General features: G+C 38.5%; 19 protein-coding genes. 3 read left to right on the forward strand and 16 right to left on the reverse strand.

The annotated features are described in order from the left end of the window. Positions 1 to 36: 36 nt before the first annotated feature. The 4 genes from cbiD to FJR04_RS04490 form a co-directional block, all read right to left on the reverse strand. A complete protein-coding gene (cbiD, locus tag FJR04_RS04475; RefSeq protein ID WP_168492204.1) occupies positions 37 to 1,152 on the reverse strand; it encodes a cobalt-precorrin-5B (C(1))-methyltransferase CbiD in 1,116 nt (371 codons plus the stop codon). Between the two features lie 281 nt (positions 1,153 to 1,433). Further along, complete coding sequence (locus FJR04_RS04480) at positions 1,434 to 1,733, reverse strand: hypothetical protein (protein WP_168492206.1); 300 nt, start codon at positions 1,731 to 1,733, stop codon at positions 1,434 to 1,436. A 198-nt stretch (positions 1,734 to 1,931) separates the two neighbouring features. Continuing rightward, entirely contained in the window at positions 1,932 to 2,522 is a 591-nt protein-coding gene (locus FJR04_RS04485; RefSeq protein WP_168492207.1) for a DUF3177 family protein, read from the reverse strand. Between the two features lie 464 nt (positions 2,523 to 2,986). Then, complete coding sequence (locus FJR04_RS04490) at positions 2,987 to 3,232, reverse strand: Calvin cycle protein CP12 (RefSeq protein ID WP_168492208.1); 246 nt, start codon at positions 3,230 to 3,232, stop codon at positions 2,987 to 2,989. A 536-nt stretch (positions 3,233 to 3,768) separates the two neighbouring features. On the opposite strand from FJR04_RS04490, the gene FJR04_RS04495 reads away from it, so the two are divergent. After that, on the forward strand, positions 3,769 to 4,347 hold the full coding sequence (locus FJR04_RS04495; RefSeq protein WP_168492210.1) for a Uma2 family endonuclease: 579 nt from the start codon (positions 3,769 to 3,771) through the stop codon (positions 4,345 to 4,347). A gap of 132 nt (positions 4,348 to 4,479) precedes the next feature. Here the strand turns inward: FJR04_RS04495 and FJR04_RS04500 are convergent, their stop codons facing one another. The 8 genes from FJR04_RS04500 to purC form a co-directional block, all read right to left on the reverse strand. Continuing rightward, positions 4,480 to 5,232, reverse strand: a complete 753-nt coding sequence (locus FJR04_RS04500) for a hypothetical protein (protein ID WP_168492211.1) — start codon at positions 5,230 to 5,232, stop codon at positions 4,480 to 4,482. A 388-nt stretch (positions 5,233 to 5,620) separates the two neighbouring features. Then, positions 5,621 to 6,892, reverse strand: a complete 1,272-nt coding sequence (locus FJR04_RS04505; RefSeq protein ID WP_168492213.1) for a DNA cytosine methyltransferase — start codon at positions 6,890 to 6,892, stop codon at positions 5,621 to 5,623. Between the two features lie 17 nt (positions 6,893 to 6,909). Continuing rightward, entirely contained in the window at positions 6,910 to 8,088 is a 1,179-nt protein-coding gene (lpxB, locus tag FJR04_RS04510; protein WP_168492215.1) for a lipid-A-disaccharide synthase, read from the reverse strand. A gap of 338 nt (positions 8,089 to 8,426) precedes the next feature. Then, positions 8,427 to 9,242: an acyl-ACP--UDP-N-acetylglucosamine O-acyltransferase gene (gene lpxA / locus FJR04_RS04515; RefSeq protein ID WP_168492217.1), complete on the reverse strand. Its 816-nt coding sequence runs from the start codon at positions 9,240 to 9,242 to the stop codon at positions 8,427 to 8,429. A 162-nt stretch (positions 9,243 to 9,404) separates the two neighbouring features. Then, entirely contained in the window at positions 9,405 to 9,908 is a 504-nt protein-coding gene (fabZ, locus tag FJR04_RS04520; RefSeq protein ID WP_168492219.1) for a 3-hydroxyacyl-ACP dehydratase FabZ, read from the reverse strand. An 85-nt stretch (positions 9,909 to 9,993) separates the two neighbouring features. Further along, positions 9,994 to 10,890 carry a UDP-3-O-acyl-N-acetylglucosamine deacetylase gene (lpxC, locus tag FJR04_RS04525; RefSeq protein WP_168492220.1) on the reverse strand — a complete coding sequence of 299 codons (897 nt, stop codon included), beginning with the start codon at positions 10,888 to 10,890 and terminating at the stop codon, positions 9,994 to 9,996. A gap of 186 nt (positions 10,891 to 11,076) precedes the next feature. Beyond that, positions 11,077 to 13,485 (reverse strand): BamA/TamA family outer membrane protein, encoded by a 2,409-nt coding sequence (locus FJR04_RS04530; protein ID WP_168492221.1) that lies wholly within the window; start codon positions 13,483 to 13,485, stop codon positions 11,077 to 11,079. A 46-nt stretch (positions 13,486 to 13,531) separates the two neighbouring features. After that, entirely contained in the window at positions 13,532 to 14,269 is a 738-nt protein-coding gene (gene purC / locus FJR04_RS04535) for a phosphoribosylaminoimidazolesuccinocarboxamide synthase (protein WP_168492222.1), read from the reverse strand. Between the two features lie 764 nt (positions 14,270 to 15,033). On the opposite strand from purC, the gene FJR04_RS04540 reads away from it, so the two are divergent. Beyond that, positions 15,034 to 15,294, forward strand: a complete 261-nt coding sequence (locus FJR04_RS04540; protein WP_174763503.1) for a hypothetical protein — start codon at positions 15,034 to 15,036, stop codon at positions 15,292 to 15,294. Between the two features lie 76 nt (positions 15,295 to 15,370). Here FJR04_RS04540 and FJR04_RS04545 read toward each other — a convergent pair whose 3' ends face one another. The 4 genes from FJR04_RS04545 to FJR04_RS04560 all read right to left on the reverse strand — a co-directional run bounded on the left by FJR04_RS04545 (position 15,371) and on the right by FJR04_RS04560 (position 21,516). Continuing rightward, a complete protein-coding gene (locus tag FJR04_RS04545) occupies positions 15,371 to 17,926 on the reverse strand; it encodes an adenylate/guanylate cyclase domain-containing protein (RefSeq protein ID WP_168492227.1) in 2,556 nt (851 codons plus the stop codon). 169 nt (positions 17,927 to 18,095) lie between these two features. Beyond that, the gene (locus tag FJR04_RS04550) at positions 18,096 to 19,238 is read right to left on the reverse strand and encodes a glycosyltransferase family 1 protein (protein WP_168492229.1); all 1,143 of its coding nucleotides are present in this window, start codon (positions 19,236 to 19,238) and stop codon (positions 18,096 to 18,098) included. Positions 19,239 to 19,394: 156 nt separating this feature from the next. Beyond that, positions 19,395 to 20,549 (reverse strand): NAD-dependent epimerase/dehydratase family protein, encoded by a 1,155-nt coding sequence (locus FJR04_RS04555; RefSeq protein WP_168492231.1) that lies wholly within the window; start codon positions 20,547 to 20,549, stop codon positions 19,395 to 19,397. A gap of 484 nt (positions 20,550 to 21,033) precedes the next feature. Continuing rightward, the gene (locus tag FJR04_RS04560; RefSeq protein WP_168492233.1) at positions 21,034 to 21,516 is read right to left on the reverse strand and encodes a hypothetical protein; all 483 of its coding nucleotides are present in this window, start codon (positions 21,514 to 21,516) and stop codon (positions 21,034 to 21,036) included. A 223-nt stretch (positions 21,517 to 21,739) separates the two neighbouring features. Here FJR04_RS04560 and FJR04_RS04565 point away from each other — a divergent pair, with 223 nt between their 5' ends. Further along, entirely contained in the window at positions 21,740 to 22,087 is a 348-nt protein-coding gene (locus tag FJR04_RS04565; protein WP_168492234.1) for a hypothetical protein, read from the forward strand. Positions 22,088 to 22,095: the final 8 nt, after the last annotated feature.

Here is a 22,095-nt window from a genome sequence, read left to right on the forward strand (position 1 = left end):
TATTTATTTGACGTACTGACGATAATTCATATTAAGTTAACACAATTTATCCAGTAACATACAACCAGTTTTGCTTTTAACGAGGATTTGGCGATCGCGATCGAAAAGCACAGAACCACAAGCTATGATGGTTTTACCTTGCTGATTGTGACTACTAATATATTCATGACAACGAGTATCAATTGTTTCGGCAATATTGCTATAAACTTGATTTACCCAATTACTACCAGTGTTGTTATCAAGGATTCTCAGGTGTTTTAAAGCTGCTTCTGCTGTCGGACTCTGAAAAATAGCTTGAATATCTGGAGACTGTAAACCTAGCATGGCACAATGGGCTGTTAAAATTTCCCTCCGACCATCAGCTAAATGATGATGAGTGTGAAAAATTCCCCCTGCTAGTTTCATCAATTTACCGTGATAACCAAATAATAAAATTTCTTTAATACCTAAGACATCAGCAGCAACTAACATTGGACCCAACCAGTTAGCAGTTTTGACCAATTGTGCGGGATTGATACCGAGTTTCTGCGCTAAATCTAGGCCATTTTCCCCAATACAAAATACCAAATTTGTAAATTGATTAGCTTTATCTGCTAAATCAGCGCGGAAAGCTGCTAATTGATCTGGTGTACTTAAAGGTTGAGAAATACCTGTTGTTCCTAATAAAGACAGTCCTTCCACTACCCCAAAAGCAGAGTTAGAAGTACGAACAGCGAGCGATCGCCCCTCTGGTAAAATAATTGTGATCTTGATTTTTTCGGTCGGTGTTAATAATCGCTGTAAATTCTCTGTTAATAATCTTTGAGCATAACCATAAATTGCCGCTTTCCCCTCACCATTAAACTGCCTCCCAATCCCCTCTCCACCCTCAATAATTACCGTGTTCCCCTCTCCCTTGTACCATTCCACCACAACCCAAATTGGTGTATTCCTAGTTAAATCCAGATTATCACCAGGATCACTACGAGTCATAGCCAAAGCTTGATTTTCTGAAATTCCCGCTACTTGTTCAATGGGTATTTCTGCAAGTTCAGCAGGTTCAATCAAATCTATAGAAGCCACACTTAGGGATTGACGATTACGTAACCAATGCAAAGCCGCAACAGCAGCAGCACAAGCAAAAACTGGTAAAGTGTATCCAGATCGGGACATAGTGACAATTAAAAATTAACAATTAAAAATTAAAAAAACTATAGCAATCCTATTTGATTTAGGACTTACGCAAAATATCTCGGAAACCCTCTTTTCTATCCCTAACGGGACGCTTCGCGAACGTGTCCTTCGTTCCTTCGTGGTTCATTATTCCGTGACTTGTGCGTAAGTTCTATGATTTATGAACGGAGTTTTTAAAACAAACCGCTCCAGACACAGAGAGCGCAGAGGTAGAGAAAAAGAGGTATTCATATCTTATTTAGGATTGCTATATTATCCATTTATACTCCAACCTCTAATAACAAAACTTCCATCTCTTCCCAAGAAATATCCTGTTGAAGATAACGGGGTGAATCAGGATTATAGGGACTTGCTATCCTGTCAATAGTGATAATTGTAGCGGTATCTGGCAACACAGGAATGTCTGGATCAAATGCTGTGGGACGCATTAAAGAACTAGAAAATCCTTTAAACACAGCAATTTTATCTGGTTCATCATCAATTTCCACGGTGACAATAAGAACTTCTTGCGATTTTTTGACTGTATATTGTTCCAGTCTTTTACCAATAGAGTTATTCATTGATTATTTATACTAAGCTGTTGTGCATTCAATTTACATAAACTGGACAGGCAGGATGCCCGTCCCACAGGAGTTTGATTTTAATTTTGTTAAAAATCATAGCTCTTTCTTATTACACAAAAACGTCAAGAAATCCTCAATCAAAAAATCTCCAAAATCTGGTGCAATCTACTTTTTTAATTTCTAATTCTTAATTGCTTAGTGCGTCGCTGAACGTCCATATTTACCCAACTTCACAGCCACAAAATAACTTAAATATACTACGTAAAATCCTAAAGCAACTATGCCCAGAAAACCGAGAAAAGCAGGTTTACTGTTGTGGTGGAAGTAGTCCTTAAAAATTAATGGTGCTTCTAACCAAACACTACAGTAAGGAGTTTTTAGTCCATTTGCTGAAAAAGCACAACCTAAAAAAGGTAAAAGGGCAACTGCTCCTAAACTACAATAAACTGTTGTTGCCCAACGCCAAGAAGTAAAAACCAATTTCAAGGGACTAGTAGGATGATACTCAATTTCATCATTGATATCTACCCAAAACCATAGCGTAATAGGAATCAGAATCCTTGCCATTAAAGCAGAGATAAAACTCACTCCAAAGCCGCCAATCATCAAGTAAATAGTAATAGCCAATAAACTAGCCACGCGCCAGTAAATTATCAATAAGCGTTGCATTGCTTCTGCTTTTTGTACAAATGCCCAAATTAGAAGAACTAAAGGAATCATCAGCGTAAATAATAACGCTAGGCGATAATCCATCCAAACATAGGGGCGAAACCATACTTGTGTCATAAAGTCAATAAAAAATAGAAAAATTTGTGAATAGATATCAATACCTTGTCCAAATCAAAAAAAGTCTTGATTTCTAGGTTGGGTTGTTCGCGTTAGCGTTGCGGAGCAATCGGTAGGAACCCCAACAAATGCGTCGGGTGGCGCTGTCGCTTAACCCAACCTACAAAAAATGGACAAGGTATTGTAGATATCTGATAGCGTAGCGTGGCCTTAGCCATTCCAGAAAAAATTCAGCTTCTGGATTTTGTTCAAAAGTGAAAGACGGGGATTTTATTCCCCGTCAGGTTTAAATCCATTTATTTGTTAATGGAGCTTAAAACCATTGATATTCCAGTAATTTGTCACTTAGGCAAAAAGTACAAGTGCTGGTTTTAGTCTAGCGAGTCCAAAATAACTAACAATTGAAAATTCGTAAAAAGTTTTGGGAATCTACATTTTTTAATTGTTAATTCTGTCCAACGGTTCTAGTCTTCGTAAAGACGGCACTCGTCTGCTTCTGGATTATCATCACAATATTTTTCTAAAGCATTTTTAGGCTTGACTTGACGTTGGTGAGAAGCTTCAGCTTGCAATTCTTCGACGGCATCCCAAGCAGCAGCACATTCAGCCGAGTTGCTACCTGAGATATCACATACAGTGCGAGCTTGTTCTACTTCTTCTTGGATTTTTTCTTGGATATCGTTATTGGTTTTTTCTTGGATGTTGGTCATGATTCTGTCTCGTTATGTTTTGTTTATACTAATATAGAAAAACTTCGGAAAAGGCAGTTTTCTCTTGATGGCTGACCATTGTTACACTTTTGGGGATAATTCCGTTAGGTACTATCTGCCAAGATTTGAATGCAAGCTCTCAGTTTATGGAGAAAGATATGGCCAGGGTATTATCCCATGAATATACTATAATAAGCCTTTCTACTTATAAGTAGCTTGATTTTCATTTTGAATACAGACTTTAAATATCGCTTTTAAGCTTATTAGAGCTTTTTATGCCTAATAGATTTTATTATAAGCATCATACTATATTAAAATCTGTAATATTGTAATTAAGCCAAAAAATATGGCTAAAATAAAAAGAAGTAAACACTTCCTTCTAAGTGTCTAAGAGTGTTCCAAACAATAAATGATCCAAAACCAGAGATTGCTTCATTCCGCTCCGCTCCATTCGCAATGACAATTGGGCATTTTTTTACTTGGAATACTCTAAGTATTGTCATCTCAAGTTGATATCATTTCTTGCGAGGCTCATTATGACAGCTATCACCGTCAACTTAAACCCTATTATTCAACTAAGCGACAACCAATTTTATCAACTCTGTCGGGAAAATCCTGAAGTTAAATTTGAACGCAATGCAAAAGGAGAAATATTGATCATGTCACCTACCGGAGGAGAAACAGGAAAACGTAATGTGGAAATTGCCGCAGATTTTGTATTTTGGAATCGTCAAACTAAACTAGGAGTTTGTTTTGATTCTTCCACCTGTTTTAAATTTCCCAATGGTGCAAATCGTTCTCCTGATGTTGCTTGGATCAAAAAAGATAGATGGGATACACTTACATCAGAAGAACAGGAAAAGTTTTCACCAATTGCCCCAGATTTTGTTTTAGAATTAATGTCACCTACTGATAGTTTGCAGGAAACGCGAGCAAAAATGCAGGAATATATCAATAACGGAGTTAAACTAGGTTGGTTAATTAATCGAAAAATGCGTCAAGTTGAAATTTATCGTCTTGGTAAACCCGTGGAAATATTAGAATTTCCTCAACAATTATCAGGTGAAGATATTTTACCAGGATTTATTTTAGATATGCAAATTATTTGGGGATAGATATTAGTCATGACTTACGTACAAGTTAGGAAAGAACGAACCACGAAGGAACGAAGAACACGAAGAAAGGAGGGTTTCAGAGAGATTTTGCGTAAGTCCTATTAGTATTATATTAATATTATTTATCAGAAACTATTGAGCCAAAAATCTCAACAACAAATCTTGTTTTTCCAAATCTGTATTTCCTTGAGACTGATTATTTTCGACTACTTTCCAAAAATAGTTCCGGATTTTAGAAATATGTTTAGTCATTTTATCAACTCCCTTTAAAGTATGAATATTTTTAGGTAAACGGCCACAAAAAACAGATGGAACAACATCTAATAACCACCAATCAAAAAGTTCTCGTCTACCTTGTGATCCTGGAAAAATGGCATAACCCTGAAAGCAATCATCTAAAATATTTAATATGGCTTCTCTAGTTTTCACAGATTCCAGTGCTTGCAGCATATTCTCAAAAACATCAACAGCTTCATCCAGAGCCTGATATTGTCCCAAATAATTCTGATAATTCCGAAATGAAACGTTAAAATTTGGCTGATAATTATCTTGAGGATATATCCAATTTTGAAAAAGATGCTGAAATATATTACCAGTTATTGTCTCACGAGGTAAATAAGTTTTAATCGTTGGTTGCACAGCAATTCCCATAACTATAGCCATAAAGAAATAGCAATAACTTATATCTAAACTATTTTTCTCTTTTTCTATTGCATCAAATACTGTGATCAAAGAATCTTCTAAACTTATTCCCTGAATATCTTTTTCTTCATATAATTCTGCATAAGAATATCCCTGAATTCTCTCTATGACTAAACGTAAAGAATCAGGAATTTTAGCTAAAATTAGAGAAGAATTTTTAACTTCAGGCAATACGAATTTCATTTTTAATTGCTACTCGGAGGATAAGGATATGTCAAAGAGATAGTTATTATCTATTCTTTTGATTGTGAAATTCAACAAATTTAATATTGAATATAAATCTTGATCATGTATAATTCCTGTAGTTTTGTAAGTCGGTTTCAGAAATTTGATCTGCTGGAACAAACTTGTAATGTTTCTCTTGTACAATTCTTACTTCACCTTCATATATTGTCAGTTCAAACATAGCAATGAGAGCATTTTTCATAAACTGTGCCGATATAGAACGACAAATTAAATTGGGAAATTTCCCAAAACAGTAACTAATATCCTTCTTTCATTATGGTGATTCCTTGGTATTGATAATTGATATTACTAATACAATTTGCTGTATTAGCTAAATGCTAAACATTCATTTTTTTCTAGTTCTCGGTTCTATAACATGGGGATTAACTCCAAAATATTTGGCTGCTCCTGACATATCAAGTGATAATAAGCTAATATCCCCTAAAACTTTAATTCCTTGAGGTATTGTTTGCGTCACTTTTTCGCTATCAGAAGATTTAATCTCTAAAAAGTTAATAATTTCTGCTGCTACTGCTTGTGCTAAAAGTGGGGGAACAGAATTACCAATTTGTCTAAAACCATGCCATTTTGTGGGATGAAATCGAAACCAGTCAGGATAGGAATGTAACCGCGCAGCTTCCCTGACAGTAATACATCTGGGAATAAAAGGATGTATGGGACGAGGAGAAGTAAATGCACCTTTATTGCTAGGTGTTCCGGCTCTTAATGTATTACATAAACCATCAGGATTAAGTTTATGAAAACGACTAATTGGTTCGATTTTACCATGAGGTGTAGAAGCAAATCTTTCCATAGATTCAGTTGAATGTTTGCTTCTTAAACTTGATGTGAGTAAAGTAGGATCATATTGACGTTTATAGGCATAATTATTTTTTGCAGTTGTGAGATTACGCAGTTTTTTAGCATAATTACTAGGTTTTCCAAACTCTGTAAATACCCAATCTTGTTGATATAATTCTGGATAATCTTCTATTTCTGGTAGATCTTGCAATGCTTCCCAAACTGTGGGAGATTTTTGATGAGGGAATGTAATTTTTTCTGGATAATTTGGGAGTTCTAAATCTTGACGACACCCTAATAAAAATAATCTTTCTCGATTTTGGGGGACTCCATAATTAGCTGCATTTAAAACTTGATAATCTGCATTGACTTGATAACCATTTTCTGAAAATTGACTAATGATTTCAGCAATAAATTCCTTATGTTTACCTACTGTCATTCCTTTGACATTTTCTAATACAAAAAACTTGGGTTGCAATTCTACAACTAATCTAATGAAATGAAAAACTAAAGAGTTTCTTGGATCATCAAAAGAACGTTTTCCCATTAATGAGAAACCTTGACAGGGGGGACCACCAAAAACTACATCTATTTCTTGATTAGCTATTTTAGAACTATTCCTAATTTCCTTCCCTGTTGTCTCTTCTACACTTTTACATAACACCGTCCAAAAAGGAAAGTTAAATTTATGAATTGCACAATGAATTGGATCTATTTCTACAGCAGCTAGGACATCAAAACCAGCTTGTTCAAAGCCTAATGTCATCCCTCCTGCACCTGCAAATAAATCAACTGCTATGGGACGTTTGTTTACCATTTTAATTCAATATCTTGCTATTTTTTCATTTCTAATATTTCCTTGGCAGTGCGATCGCATACTCCCTCTTCTCCTAAACATTGCCGCATTTCTTGATAATCTTTCCGTGTTTCTTGCTGTTTTTCAGGATTCAATAATAATTCCATTGCAGCTTGAGTAATATTCTCGGCTGTAGCTTTTTCCTGTAAAAATTCTGGGACAATTTCCCGCATGAGAACTAAATTTACTGGAGAAGCAAAAGGAATTGAACCTTTGAGAATATGACGCGCAATCCAAGCGGTAAGAGGATGAAGACGATAAACTACAACTTGGGGGACATTTAATAATGCTAATTCTAAATTGACAGTTCCAGATTTAGTAATTGCAAAATCAACCGCTGCAAAAACTTCTTGTTGTTGACCTGATACTATGGTTGCTTGTAACCCATAATCTTGAATGGCTTTCTCAATTGGCTGTCTAAATGTTTCCAACGATAGAGGAATCCAAAAATGTACATTGGGTAATTTAGATTGGATATTTTGAGCAGCTTTAAAAATAACTGGTAAAAGATATTTTAATTCTTGATGACGGGAAGCTGGTAAAAGAGCGATAGCGAAGCGCTCCGTAGGAATCGCTATTTCTTCGTCTTTAATTCCTAATTTCTCTCTCGCATTTTCTCTACTGGGTGCATTTTCCATTCTATCAATCAAAGGATGTCCTACCCAACAAACATTTGCGCCTTTTTGTTGATAATATCGAGCTTCTTCTGGGAAAATTGCCAATAACTTATCTGTAAAGCTAACAATCCGTTTTGTTCTCTCAAAACTGATTGACCACACCCACTCTTGGGGAGCAATATAATAAACTACAGGAACATCAGGAAAATGCTGTTCCATATAACTACCAATGCCAATATTGGGAGTCATGTAGTCTATGAGTACCACTAAATCAGGTGGATTTTGCTTGAGGTAGGCGATCGCTTGCCGTTGCACCTGAATAGTAGGTATAAAGTAAGGTAGAGCCTCAATAATACCCATTGAACCAATACTGCTAGTATTGCCCAAAATTCTCGCCCCAGCTTGCGCCATTTTCTCCCCACCCAAGGCAATAATTTCTAATGTCAAACCCGCAGCTACAGCTTGTCTATGAAGTGCCGTAATTAATAACGAACCCTGTAGATCCCCAGAAACTTCACCAGTGCTAATAAATATCCGCATTTTTAGATTTTAGATTTTAGATTTTTACTTCCTTTCCTACCCACTTCCCCGTGGAAGATTACCTATTTTTCTCTTCTTCTTATAGCAATTCCCATTTAAGTGAGGTACAAGAAGAAAGAATTAACCGCAGATGGAAGAGGATAAACGCAGATGAACGCAGATCAATTTGTACCTCGTTAGACTAAGAAATGCTATATTTTCTTCTTCCTTCTTCTTCTTCTTTTCTTCCTTCGCTACCTTCGCTTCTTCGTGGTTCATTCAATCCATATTCATCCAACAAAAACAGAGTAAACTTTGAGGACGGGGAAACCCCGCCCCTACATTTGACTGACTATTCATTATTCATCATTGACAGATTTTTTGCCTTTTCCGGGAATTAAACCCCGTCTTCCTGGCATTTGAGAAAGGAGTAAAAAACGGCGGAGGTGTGTTAATTGTTCAGTATCTCCTAAACTTTCTAACTCTTGCAAAGCATCTTTAAACAAGAAATCAGAACGGTAAAGAAGACGAAAAGCTTTTTTAATTAATTGGAAATCAGCTAACGGCATTCCTGAACGTTTTAATCCTACCAAATTGAGCGATCGCACTTTAGCAGGATTTCCTTCTACTAACATATAGGGGGGTACATCTCGATCAATGCGTGTCATGCCGCCCACCATTGACATTCCGCCAATATGGACAAATTGATGGACACCTAAAACACCGCTGAGTCTAGCTCGTGATTCAATATGTACATGACCAGCTAATGCAACAGAGTTAGCAATAACTACGGAATCATGAATCAGGCAATTATGTCCTACATGAACATAAGCCATTAATAAATTACCATTACCAATCACCGTCGCTTCACCTCTACCTGTGGCGCGGTTAATTGTTACGTACTCACGGATAGAATTATTGTTACCAATTTTTACCCAAGTCGGTTCTCCCACATACTTGAGGTCTTGGGGCTGCATACCAATAGCTGCACCCGGAAAAATCTGATTTCCCGTGCCTATTTCACAAGGACCTTCGAGGACAACATGAGAACCAATTACAGTGTCTGCACCAACTCTAACATTCTCGCCAATCACAGCATAAGCACCGACTTGCACTGTTGAGTGGAGTTCCGCGTTAGGATGTATGACAGCAGTTGGATGAATAAGTGTTTTCAAGGGTGAATCTCCAAAACTAAGTGCTGTGTATTAAATATTTCACTAAAGAAACCTGTCGGGCAAAGTAAGTTATGTGTGAGGGCGAAAATTCAGAATTTAGCTACAAGATGTCTAAATATTAACCATTGAGGTTAAGTATTAATGACTAATAACTAATGACTTTTAACTAATTAGAGAAAACATTAATTCCCCTTCAGCAGCTAGTTGTCCATCAACTTCTGCTCTTCCTTGCATTTTCCCGAAACGACGCTGCTTGACCCACAACAGTTCCACGGTCATCACCAGTTGATCTCCTGGTATAACTTGACGACGGAAACGGACTTTATCAATGCCAGCAAATACGAATAATCCTCCTTTTGAGTCCGGCATTTGCGTCATAACAATCCCACCGACTTGTGCCATTGCTTCAATAATTAGCACACCCGGCATCAGCGATCGCTCTGGGAAATGCCCTTGAAATTGGGGTTCATTAAACGTTACATTTTTAATACCTACGGCTTTTTGACCAGGTACATAATCAATAATCCGATCTACTAGTAAAAATGGATAACGATGGGGTAATAGTTCCTGAATTTCCTCAATAGTAAAGGTAGTTTTAATTGTCGGTGTATTCTCTTCTAGAGATATATTCACTTCCGTAGAATTAGCTTCGGTAATAGTGGACATTAGTTGTAATTGATGTAAATTATTAAGTAAATGGCGTTCAAAATTGTCTTTATGACAAGGGAATAAGAAGGAAGTTTTGGGAATTTTAGATTAGCCCCTCTGTCATCTTGAGGAACGAAACATCTAATATCTTCTGTGCTAGTTGAATGTGTAAATTATGACTAGCTTTGTACGCCAAAAAATGAGCAATTGGAAAATTTCCCAGTAAACTCAAATCTCCGACTAGATCCAAGATTTTATGACGAACTGGTTCATTTGCAAATCGTAATGGTGGATTTAGCCAACCTTTGTCCCCACAGACTAGGGCATTATCTAAACTACCACCTTTAATTAATCCTGACTTTTGCAGATGTTCAATTTGATGCTGTAAACCAAAAGTACGCGCTGGAGCAATTTCTGTAGCAAAGTCAGCAGAAGAGATTTCTAGATTGGTGGTTAATAACCAACTATGCCATTGATTACCAATTGCCGGTAAATTAAAATCTATACCATAGCTAAATCGGGTTTCGGGTGCAGGTAACGCGCAAACAAAAGCATCACCTTGATAAATCCAGATAGGTTCGGTAATTACCCAAGATTTTGGTGAATTATTCGTTGTTTGGCTAACTAAGCCAACTTCCGCAATCCTTTCACACCAAATCTGAGCCGAACCATCTAAAAGTGGCACTTCAGGTCCATCAATTTCAATTCTGGCATTATCCACCCCCATAGCAGCCAAAGCGGCTAACAAATGTTCTACAGTGCGGACACAAACTTCATCCTTACCCAATTGAGTAGAAAGCACAGTCTGACTCACAGCACCAACTTGGGCGGGAATTATCGGTGAGTTCGGTAAATCTACTCGCACAAAAAAGCGTCCACTGCGATCGCCGTAGGTATCGCTTCCTGGTGGTGCTGGTAATATTCGCACTTGAGTTTTGACACCACTATGCAACCCCACCCCAGTCTGAGAAATTTCCCCAGCTAAAGTATGTTGTTGCATAAATTCACAATCCAGATATTTTGGTTATTATTGCTCATATACCGTCTTAAGTAGAAACCCTGATTGATCTTGTCTGAAAAATAGATAAAAGCAAAGGATGTAGGGGCGCAGGGCCTGCGCCCAATCAGAAGTCAGAAGTCAGAAGTAAAATTCTCAAAAGTCCTTATCCACTGACCACTGACAAAATTAAAATCTTTCTCCAATCCCAAAATTGATGCGGCTATCACCATCATCAGTGATACCGTAATCTATACGAATTGGACCTAGTGGAGATTGAACACGCACACCCACCCCATAACCGTAGCCACTACCATCTTTATTTAATAATTGTGCAGCTTTGGTACTTGTTCCCAAGTCACTACCATAATCAAAAAATAATGCGCCACTAACCACAGAGAACACAGGGAAACGATACTCTACAGCCGCTTGAATATAACTACGTCCTGCGGCTAATCTGCCTTCCTCATAACCTCGAACAGAATTACTACCACCAAGGGTAAAGGCTTCATAAGGGGGTAAATCACCAAGAATTGTTCCCCCTTGGATGTTAAATGCTAAAGTTTCTGGTTGTTTGCTAAAGTTAGTAAATTTCACAGGTATATATTGGCTGTAGTTACCCCGTAACTTAGTCAGAAAAATACTACCTTCGCCAATGGGGACAGATTGATCAACTCCCAAGGTTAAGTAAGAACCATTTGTGGGTTGTAAAGCATTATTACGGCGATCGCGTTGTGCGCCCAGTTTTAATAGTAACAAATCGTCTTCCCCGGACGGCGAAAGCGTCAGAGGAATTCTTTCACTGAGGATATTTCCATTGTCATCAAAGATTGCCCCCTCTTTGCGAAGATTACCATCAGCATCACGACCAGACACCCGTTGATACTGCAATCCCGCAGAAGCAAGCCATTCTGAACTTTTGAAGGGATTGGCAGAAAGAGGACGGGTAAAGGTAACACCACCACCTAAACGGGTAATGCGGGGACTATTCTGCTGATCTGTATTCGTAATATTGTTCGGATCAAAAGTTTCAATATTTTCGTCTTTACCTTCAAATATCAAGGAAATAGAACGACGACGGAAAATATTAGCTGTATATGAAGTCCGATAAGGATCATTACCAATCCAAGGATCTGTAAAGCGGAAGTCAAAAAGTAGTTCTCGTTCTCCTAACTGGACTTCAGCACCCAATTTTTGGTTTCTTCCCCCCAAGTTTTGCTGCTGATAGCTGACAGTCCCAAATAAACCACTAGCAGAACTAATCCCCGCACCTGCGGCAATAGAACCACTACTTCGTTCTGCCACATTTACTACCACATCAACTTTACTAGGATCAGTACCAGGATCAAGGGAAACGTTCACATCTTCAAACAGCCCTAGTCCAAAAACCCTTTGTAAGTCTCTTTGCACAATATTCCGGTTAAATACCTGCCCCGGTTTTAACTCTACTTCCCGCGTGATTATATAATCTTTAGTGCGCCCGCGAATTGGTTCTCCCTTTTCGTTGACCTCTTCTCCTTCTTTATTGCGAAATCTCACTTTAACGTTTTCTACCACCCCTTCGGCTACTTGTAGGGTGACAACGCCATTTTTTTCAACTTTCGGCGCTCCAATTAAGTTAGCCAGTACATAACCTTGATCTTGATAACGTTTAGTTAGTTCCTTGATGCCCTCTTGCAAATCCCGCAAGTTGAGGATTTTGCCATATTGATCCTTAAATATTTCGTTTGCAGTATCAGCAGGAAGTACAGAGGCTACATTTGTACCAGGATTAGCTTCTAATTCTACTTTGGTAAGTATGGGATTGGGAGCAACTATAAAACTTACCCGTACACCAAGAGGGGTATCTTCTGGAGATGCTTGCACGTTGGAGAAAAACCCAGTTCCAAAAATCGCATTAATATCTTCTTGCAATTGGGAACGGGTTGTTGTTTGTCCTGCTTGAGTCCGAATTACTCTGTAAACTGCGCTTTCTAGTTCGGGGGTGATTATTTCTCCTGTTTCTGATTTGACAACTACCTCAGACACCAACACACGGGATTCAGTGGTTTCTGGTTCGGCAGATGGTACAGGTGCTGTGGTTTGGGAATTAATATCTTCCCCATTGGATTCCGCTTCAGGTGAGGTTGGCGGCTCTGCTTGTGGCGCTTGGGCGGTAATGGGAACTATTGTAGATTTTGGGACAATAGCCACCGCTTTGTCTCTTGATTCTAAATTGGTATTTTCTGCCTCTGGTGAGGTTGGAATCTGTGCTTGTGGCGTTTGGGCGGTAATGGGAATTATTGTAGATTTTGGGACAGTGGCCGCCGCTTTGTCTCTTGATTCTGCATTGGCCTTTAAGACTTTAATTAAAGGAGAAAATTGGTTAGATTCTGGCTCGATAACGACTGTAACTGGTTGAGAATGAGATATTTGAGTGTCATTCCCATCACTTTTGACAGCATCCTGTTTTTGTTGCACTGTCTCTGCCGTCAAAACTTCTGTTGTTTGTGAAGCAATAGGTACAGCTTCTTGGGCATTTACTCTGACAGAACTTGCTAAAGGAACTGTCATAGCTAACATTGCCATTAATCCGGGAGTTAAACTTGTTTTAATCATATTCCTCTTCACTACCACACACCATTAATGATTATTTGTTAGTTATCTATTTTTGGGCTTCTACTACTTTTAAAACTCTGTGTAGAACCTCCTGGTACGCATTTTCTACGTTTCCTAAGTCTCGACGAAAACGGTCTTTGTCCATAATCCGGAGGTTAGGATCAGCTTCTGCTATATCCCACAAACGGCAGGTATCTGGACTAATTTCGTCTGCTAAAAGTAGTTGCTGTTGTGAATCCACACCAAATTCCAGTTTAAAGTCCACTAGAGTGATGTGACATTGTTGCCAAAACTGCTGAAGAAATTTGTTGATTTGCAATGCAAGATGGGTAATTTGATTAACTTGTTCCGTTGTGGCTAGTTTTAGGAGTAATAAGCGATCGCTCGTCAGTAAAGGATCTCCTAAGTGATCGTTTTTGTAATAAAACTCTACCAATGGTTGTGACAAAACAGTACCTAGTGCTAACCCAGTTTGCTGACACAAACTACCAGCCGCAATGTTCCTCACCACTACTTCTAATGGAATAATTTTTACGGCTTTTACTCGCATCTGGTTGGGGGCTGGACTATCAATAAAATGAGTTTTAATACCCTGTTTTGCCAATTGTTGAAATAGTTGGCTAGAAATACTACAGTTGATCATCCCCTTATCCTGAATACTGCCCCGTTTTTGAGCATTAAAGGCCGTAGCATCATCTTTGAAATCAGCCAGCAAAACCTCTGGATCGTCTGTTGCGTAGAGAATTTTGGCTTTGCCTTCGTAGAGTTTAGAATTAACAGACATGGTAGTAGATACAGTTTTCGATAATGAACGGGTTTGCTCTTTGTCAGTCTCACCATTTTATCTTTAGTTATTAGTCATTGGCTAACAGAATATTTCCGCGACTAAATTTCAATGGCGAGTACCAGATGGCAGAATTTAAAGTTAATAATTGAAAATTTCCAAAGCATCTACTTGTATACAAGTGCTAAGTTTTATTTCCTAATATCTGTCTTCAAATATACTTTAAGCCCTGAGTATTCAATTTTGAATAAACAAGTGAAAAAGATTGTCGAGATAGTCTATGTAACTTCTCTATAAAGTTTCTATATGAATATAGGTCTTGTGTCCAATCATTTTCTTTTGGAGAAAATTTTGCAATACTTTGCAAAAAGGAATATATTAGTAGACTAAGGAAGATAAAACTCTTTTTTAATTTCTGTTGGCGTAGTCCGCGCTGACAATATTTAATACATACATCATACCTTGTTTTCCTTCTTCCCTGTTTACCCAAGTAAATATACCTTACTCTAGGCAAATTATCACAAATTAAATCAAATCTATATATATTAATAACTAATTGAAGTTCATGCAATTCGTTGTTAATGAATAAAGTAATAATTAAACGTGATTAATTGCTCTGAATCTTCGCCTATGGTTTGCGCCAGGTTTTACCCATCTATCTTGATCAACTAATAGGGGAAATAAATAGCAATGTATGGCTTGCGCCACACTGCACTATCAGCAGCAGATAAGTTCTATAGAGTATTTGAATAAATGGAGAAAAAATAGTGAGCAAAGACGATTTTCTCTACCCCCGTGGTCGCTACTATGGTCATGTAAAACCAGAAAATTTGGTATTCAACGCCAATTTACAGGAATTTGCCCAAAAAATTAGCTATATCTGCAATTTAGAAACAGGTGGAAAAATCCCCCCCGATGAGGCTTATAAACAAATCAAGTCACTGTGGAAGCAGTTAAAAAATTCCAAAAAAGAACTAAAAATAGGTGAAAATCCTTCTCAAAATCACGATTCTGGAGAAAGTTAATAAAATACAGGAGGTAGGGGCGCAGGGCCTGCGCCCAATCACAAAGGAAGAAGGAAGAATCATCAATTGTTAATTGTTATTTTGTAACCATTGTCCAGACACCATCCCAAGATTTTGGCGGTGGTGTTTGTTGATATTTATAGGAGCGTTCTAAGTGGATATCAACAGCTTGATCTGTGGGATAAATACCTTTGGCGGATTCAAAACAGGCGATCGCTTTGGTAAATTCCCTTAATACATAGGCATTTCGTCCCGCATGGTAATGATGCAAAAATTCTTGGGTGTTAGCATCTAGGGGAGTAGAGCGATCGCCAAGCAACTCATAAATATTCACAGCTTGGTGTTTACCTTTAACGCGAATTTTATCTAGTTGGCGCACCCACAAGCGATCGCTACACAAATTGTAAGTAAACTCGCTGATAATAATATCACAACCGTATTCTTTCGTCACTCCTTCCAGGCGGGAACTCAAATTCACCCCATCACCAATCACTGTATAATCCATCCGTTTTTGAGAACCAATATTCCCAGAAACCACTTCTCCGGAACTAATCCCAATTCCAATCCGAATTTGTGGTTGAGATTGAAAAATGCGTCTTTGGTTAAATTCCTGTAATCGCTGACGCATATCTAATGCGGATTGGATTGCTCGCCAAGCGTGATTTTCTGTGAGTGGTAGCGGCGCACCAAATACCGCCATTAAAGCATCACCAATAAATTTATCTAAAGTCCCTTCATAATTAAAAACCGCCTCTACCATTGTTTCAAAATACTGATTTAGGAGTGATACTACCTCCGTCGCTCCCAAATTTTCCGTCAGGGTTGTATAACCCCGGATATCAGAAAACAAAATAGTGACTTCCTTACGTTCCCCAACCATTAAAGCATCTTGTCCTAGAGCCATCACCTGCTCGGCTACGTGAGGATTCAAATAACGGTACATAGTGCTTTTCATGCGTTTTTCCCGACTGATATCTTCTAGCACGACTAAACCACCACGCACTCCACCTTCGGGGTTAGTCAAGGGATTGACAGTCAGATTAATACTTCGTTCTAACTTCTGGACATCATCTGCACTCAGTAATTCAGATTGGGAAGTCAGAGATTGATTCCAGGGAATAAAAATATTGGGATTATGGCGATCGCTAACAGCTAAAATTAACTGTTCAATCCCATTATTTACCTTTTCATATAATCCCACCAGCAAACTTTGTTCAGGAACATAATGTTTAGCTCCATGCTTCAAACTATCTTCTATTCGCATTTGTAAATTTTCAATTGGCACAACATCCCAAACTTGGCGACCAATTAAATTTTGTTCCCATAGCGGCTTATTATTTTTATTATTAGCCTTTCTGACTGGACAGCCTAATAATTCCAATGCAGCATCATTAATAGTGACAATTTGACCAAGCATATCTGTAGAAATTACCGCATCAGATAAACTCTGAAGAATATCTTTTTGATATTGTTTTTCTAATAAAACACTTTCAAATAAGCGAGCATTCTCCAAAGCAATCCCGGCTTGGATATTAAAAGCTCGCATAAATTCTTCATCTGAAGCCGTAAAACTACCTTGTTGTTTATTAATTAATTGCGTAACACCAATCAATTCATTAGCGGAATTAAATACTGGTAAACATAAAATATTACGAGTTACATAACCCGTTTTTTTATCTATTGAAGAGTCAAATCGAGGATCTGTATAGGCATCTGTAATATTGAGGGCTGTACCATTGGAAGCAACATAACCAGCAATCCCTCGACTCGCACTAATCCGAATCTCTATCAGGTTTTTACCATTAACCTCTGCCACCTTTGTCCACAATTCGTCTAATTCTTTACGATATAAAAATAGGGTGCTACGATCTGCTTGCATCAAGATTCTAGCTTGTTCCATCACCATCTGCAAAGTAGCTTCTAGATCCAAACTTTGTCCTAAAGTTTGTGTGGCTCGTAATAAAGCTGTTGCTCCTCGTTGATGACGAGCCGCTACATAAAAAGATTGACAACTTTCTAGAATAATGCCAATAGCAGCAGCAAAATCTCGAAACCGTTCTTCATCATCTTCATTGAAAGGAATATCCCCTGCTTTATTTGCCAGTTGTACTACCGCTACAATTTGGTTTTTACTACTCAAAACTGGCATACATAATAAATTGCGGATTTTATAGCCCATTTGTTTTTCCAACTCTGGGCTAAAAAGAGGATGATTAGTAGTTTCAGCAATATTTAAACAGTTACCTGTGCTGGCCACATGGCCAGGAATACCAACATTAATAGAAGTCCGAATTTCGAGAAACTTTTGACTATTATCTTTAAGAACTTTTGACCATAATTGTCCTTTATCGTAATCAACTAAAAAAATAGCTGTATGTTCTGCTTGCAGAATTTGACCAATTTTCAAGGTAATTGCTTCAAGTACCTTTTCCAACATAGTTTCTAGAGCTTCATTATTGATTAAATCAATAGCTCTGATAAATTGTTGGAATTCAGCCGTAATGAAGTCTAGCAAACATACAAATTCATTAACAGAAAGGTCTTTAACTCGACTTAGTAAGGCATGAGTCCGGTTAACTTGAGTGAGTTCAGTTAATGTAGCCAAGACGCTACCAGGGTTAGGAAGTGTCATGGGAATTTTAGATTTTAGATTTTAGATTTTGGATTGGAAATTTCCGTAATATAGCCCTACATTTTTCCGAATCAGGACTTACGCACAAGTCACGAAAGAATGAACCACGAAGGAACGAAGGACACTAAGAAAAGAGGGTTTCAGAGATATTTTGCGTAAGTCCTACGAATCATTTGCCCCAACTATTCCCGATATCATGATTTAAGACTATTTTTTGATAATAATCTTGCAGTTGTTGTGTAGCAGAAGCCCATCCCCATTTTTCTGCTTCTGTCCGGGCATTTTTACGGATAATAGTTATTTCCTGTCTTTGTTTTAACAGACGTATAGTAGCATTAATCGCCTCTTGAATATCAGCTTGTGGGTCAAAAAGATATCCATTAACTCCATCTGTAACGATATCAGGGATACCTCCAGAACGGGCGGCTACGACTGGACAGCCTGCGGACATGGCTTCTAGCAGCACTAAGCCGAGTGTTTCTGTGCGGGAAGGAAAAATAAAGGCATCAGCACTGGCAAAGGCAGATCCTAATTCTTTACCCATTAAATAACCAACAAAATAAGTATTTGTACCTGCAAAATGTTTTTCTAAAGTTGGACGGTGGGGACCATCTCCAACTAAAGCTAATCTGGCATCGGGAATGGCTTCTAAAATGGGTTTGATGCGTTCAATTTCCTTTTCAGCAGAAAGACGACCAACGTACAGCAACAAGGGGCTATCTGGATGATTTTGGGAGAGATGCGATCGCATTTCCCGACTAGCTAAATCTGGAGAAAAAGTTTCTGTATCTACTCCCCTTTGCCACAAATCAACCCTTTCAATACCATGGGCTGTGAGTTCTGTAACCATTGCGGTAGAAGTACAAAGATTTAATGCTGCTTGATTATGACCAGCTTTAAGTAACTCCCATAGTAAACCTTCTAACATCCCTAAACCATAATGTTGTAGGTATTGGGGCAAGTGGGTATGATAAGAAGCCAGCAGGGGAATTTTCAGAACTTTACTATAAAAAATCCCCGCTAATCCTAGAATTGCGGGGTTGACAACATGAATAATATCGGGTTGGAATTCTTCTAAAGCGTGACCAATGGCAGGGCGAGGCAGTGCCATTTTTAACTCAGGATATAAAGGTAAGGGAAAGCCACTAACACCGTAAACTTTCGCACCTTTATGTTCAGTTATGCCACCTTCAGGCGCAAATACTAAGACTTGATTACCATGGCGTTGTAAATGGTCAACGGTATGACGCAAGCGTGTCACTATGCCGTCAACTTTAGGTAAAAAAGTTTCCGTGAATAGGGCGATTCTCATAAAAAAACTGGAAAGCAGGAGTTAGGAGGTAGGGGCGCAGGGCCTGCGCCCAGTCAGGAGTCAGAATTCAGGAGGTAGGGGCGCAGGGCCTGCGCCCAGTCAGGAGTCAGGAGTCAGGGAAAGCAGTGGAGAATTAATCTACCTGTCACCTGTCACCTATTTTCTATGCCACGAGACTTTAGGCAGAATTTGTTTGTGATCAACTCGTTTCTGATACTTGACTGCAAAGTTTAATAATGAATCAAGTAAAGAGTCACAGAGGAGATGAGGTTGTAAACCCAAATCTAAGAGTTTGGTATTTTTAGCGTTGAAGTAGTGTTCTTCTTTTTCCACTCTGGGGTTTTCTATGTGGTTAATATCCACATTTAGTCCCATTGCGTTACCAGCTTTTTTCACCATCATTGCCAAATCACCAACGCTGAATAATTCGGTAAATTGGTTAAAAACACGGAATTCTCCAGGTTCAGCCGGATTAGCGATCGCTAATTCAATACATCTCACTGTATCCCGAATATCCAAAAATCCGCGAGTTTGTCCACCTTTCCCATAGACGGTGAGTGGATGTCCTACGGTTGCTTGAATACAAAAGCGGTTTAATGCTGTACCAAATACGCCATCGTAATCCAAGCGGTTAATTAACAGTTCGTCCATCCCCGTTTCTTCGGTTAAGACACCGTAAACTATCCCTTGATTTAAGTCTGTAGCTCTTAATCCCCAAATCCGACAAGCAAAGTGGATATTATGGCTATCATGGACTTTGCTCAAATGATACATTGAACCAGGCTGCTTAGGATAGGGCAAAGTATCTTTGCGCCCGTTGTGTTCAATTGTGATATACCCTTCTTCAATATCAATGTTGGGAGTTCCATATTCACCCATTGTTCCCAATTTCACCAAATGGCAATCTGGGAAATCTTCCCGCATAATGTACAGCAAGTTCAATGTACCAACTACATTATTAACCTGGGTGAGAACGGCGTGTTCACGGTCAATCATGGAAAATGGTGCTGAACGCTGTTCACCAAAATGCACTATGGCCGTTGGCTGAAATTGGTGTAAGGCTTTGTGCAGAAATTCGTAATTAGTAATATCGCCGATGAACAGATCGATAGATTTACTAGTCAAATCCTGCCATCGCTGGAGACGTTGCTGAATTGGTGCAATTGGGGTAAGAGTTTCAACACCCAATTCATTATCCCAGTGCCTTCGCACCAAACTATCTAAAATTCCAACTTCATAACCTCGATTAGAAAGGTAAAGCGCGGTTGCCCAACCGCAATACCCATCGCCACCAATAACCAGGACTTTCATAAAACTTCACGGTATGCAGGAAACTCAGTCCCTAAAGGGACTAGAGAGAAGCGACACTGGCGGTTTTAACCGCATTGAATCTTAAATTTTAGTCAGGTTTTTTGATTGGAAACCTGAAAAACCAACTCCCATTTCTGGGGTAATGTTAGCTTCGCCAATGTTTTAAGAGCTTTTTAGACTTGCAACACTGTTTCAGTGACTGTAAAACTGTTTAATTGCAAATGACAGAGCAGGGAACTAGCTACGCATTCCCCGGTGTCGTGACTCAAAAAACGTAGTCTAGTTTTGACTGAGGCTGGTCAGTACAGCTTGTCAGATAAATCAAACAAGCTCAGTAGCTTTAGCCCTGAGTTACTGACCTTTACCAGTTTTTACTTGCTGATAGCTAAATTTATCAGGTTTGTGTCCCTTATTCATCATTAAATTCTCGCTAAGGCAGTAAATCAATTAAAAATTAAAAATTAAAAAACACTCCTGCCTGTAACTACTGACTAATTTTATACTCCTGAGCAACGTAGTAAAACAGACGATAATAATTGGCAAACTCTTGACTGCCACTTTGTCCTTGCCAGTGATATTCCAATTGCTCTTGAGTAATGGTCAACTTCATGATAGTTACTTTTTCACTAACTTCTACTACCAGTACACCAGAAACTCCTTGATTAGTCTGAAAATTAGGTTCTGGTTTGGATTTTTGGGATTTTAATAAGGGCTTACTTGCCCAAGACCGAATTTCTACAGTTTTCTTATTTGGTGAAACTAAAGCAATACCATCACTATTGTCTGGAGTTCCTAATTCTTTCCAGGTGTTGGGATAGGGAAACTCAAAACCATAACGATCATTTCTATATATTTTCCATGTCGTCTCGTTAAGTTGGAGGTTAGTATTACACCCCCACATCATCATGCCTATGCCAACGCCTGAAGTAATGGCATACAGTGTCTTTTGTACGTGTATTGCACCCATAATTGCTAACAAGGAAAAGAGGTAGAAGGCTGGGGAAATAATCACCGATTACCAATTTTCTAAGTTTGATAAATTACTCATTTCTATGATTATCTCACGTAGTTATCCTAGTTTTGTTGAGAAATGTAACAAAATCACCGTCAAAACGTTTTACCATCTTGACAACTCAGAAAAGAGCCGATAAGGTGGGATACATACCCGGGTAAGACCACTAAAAAGTGATATGCAAACTAAGCAAAAGGTTACGTTATATTTATCGCCGGAATTGCACAGAAGACTCAAAATTCGTTCTGCTGTTGACTCAGAACCGATGTCAGACCTAGCAGAACGGGCGCTTGATTTCTACCTGATGAATTCAGAATTGGTAGAAGAAATAGAAGCGTCTTCTTATGGGCGAACCCATCGGGTTTATTCCTGTCCCACTTGTGAAACTTCAGTGGTGTTACGTGATGGGGAACTAGTGGATTTAGGCAATCAACCAGGAGTAATAGCTCAGGATCATCTATCTATTGACGCGAGAGAACAAGATGAAACTTATCCCAAGGGAGAGGAAGAATTAGTTCCTTGCTAGATAGAAAT

It is taken from the genome of Anabaena sp. UHCC 0204, assembly GCF_009711975.1.
In the GTDB taxonomy this organism is placed as follows: Bacteria; Cyanobacteriota; Cyanobacteriia; order Cyanobacteriales; family Nostocaceae; genus Dolichospermum.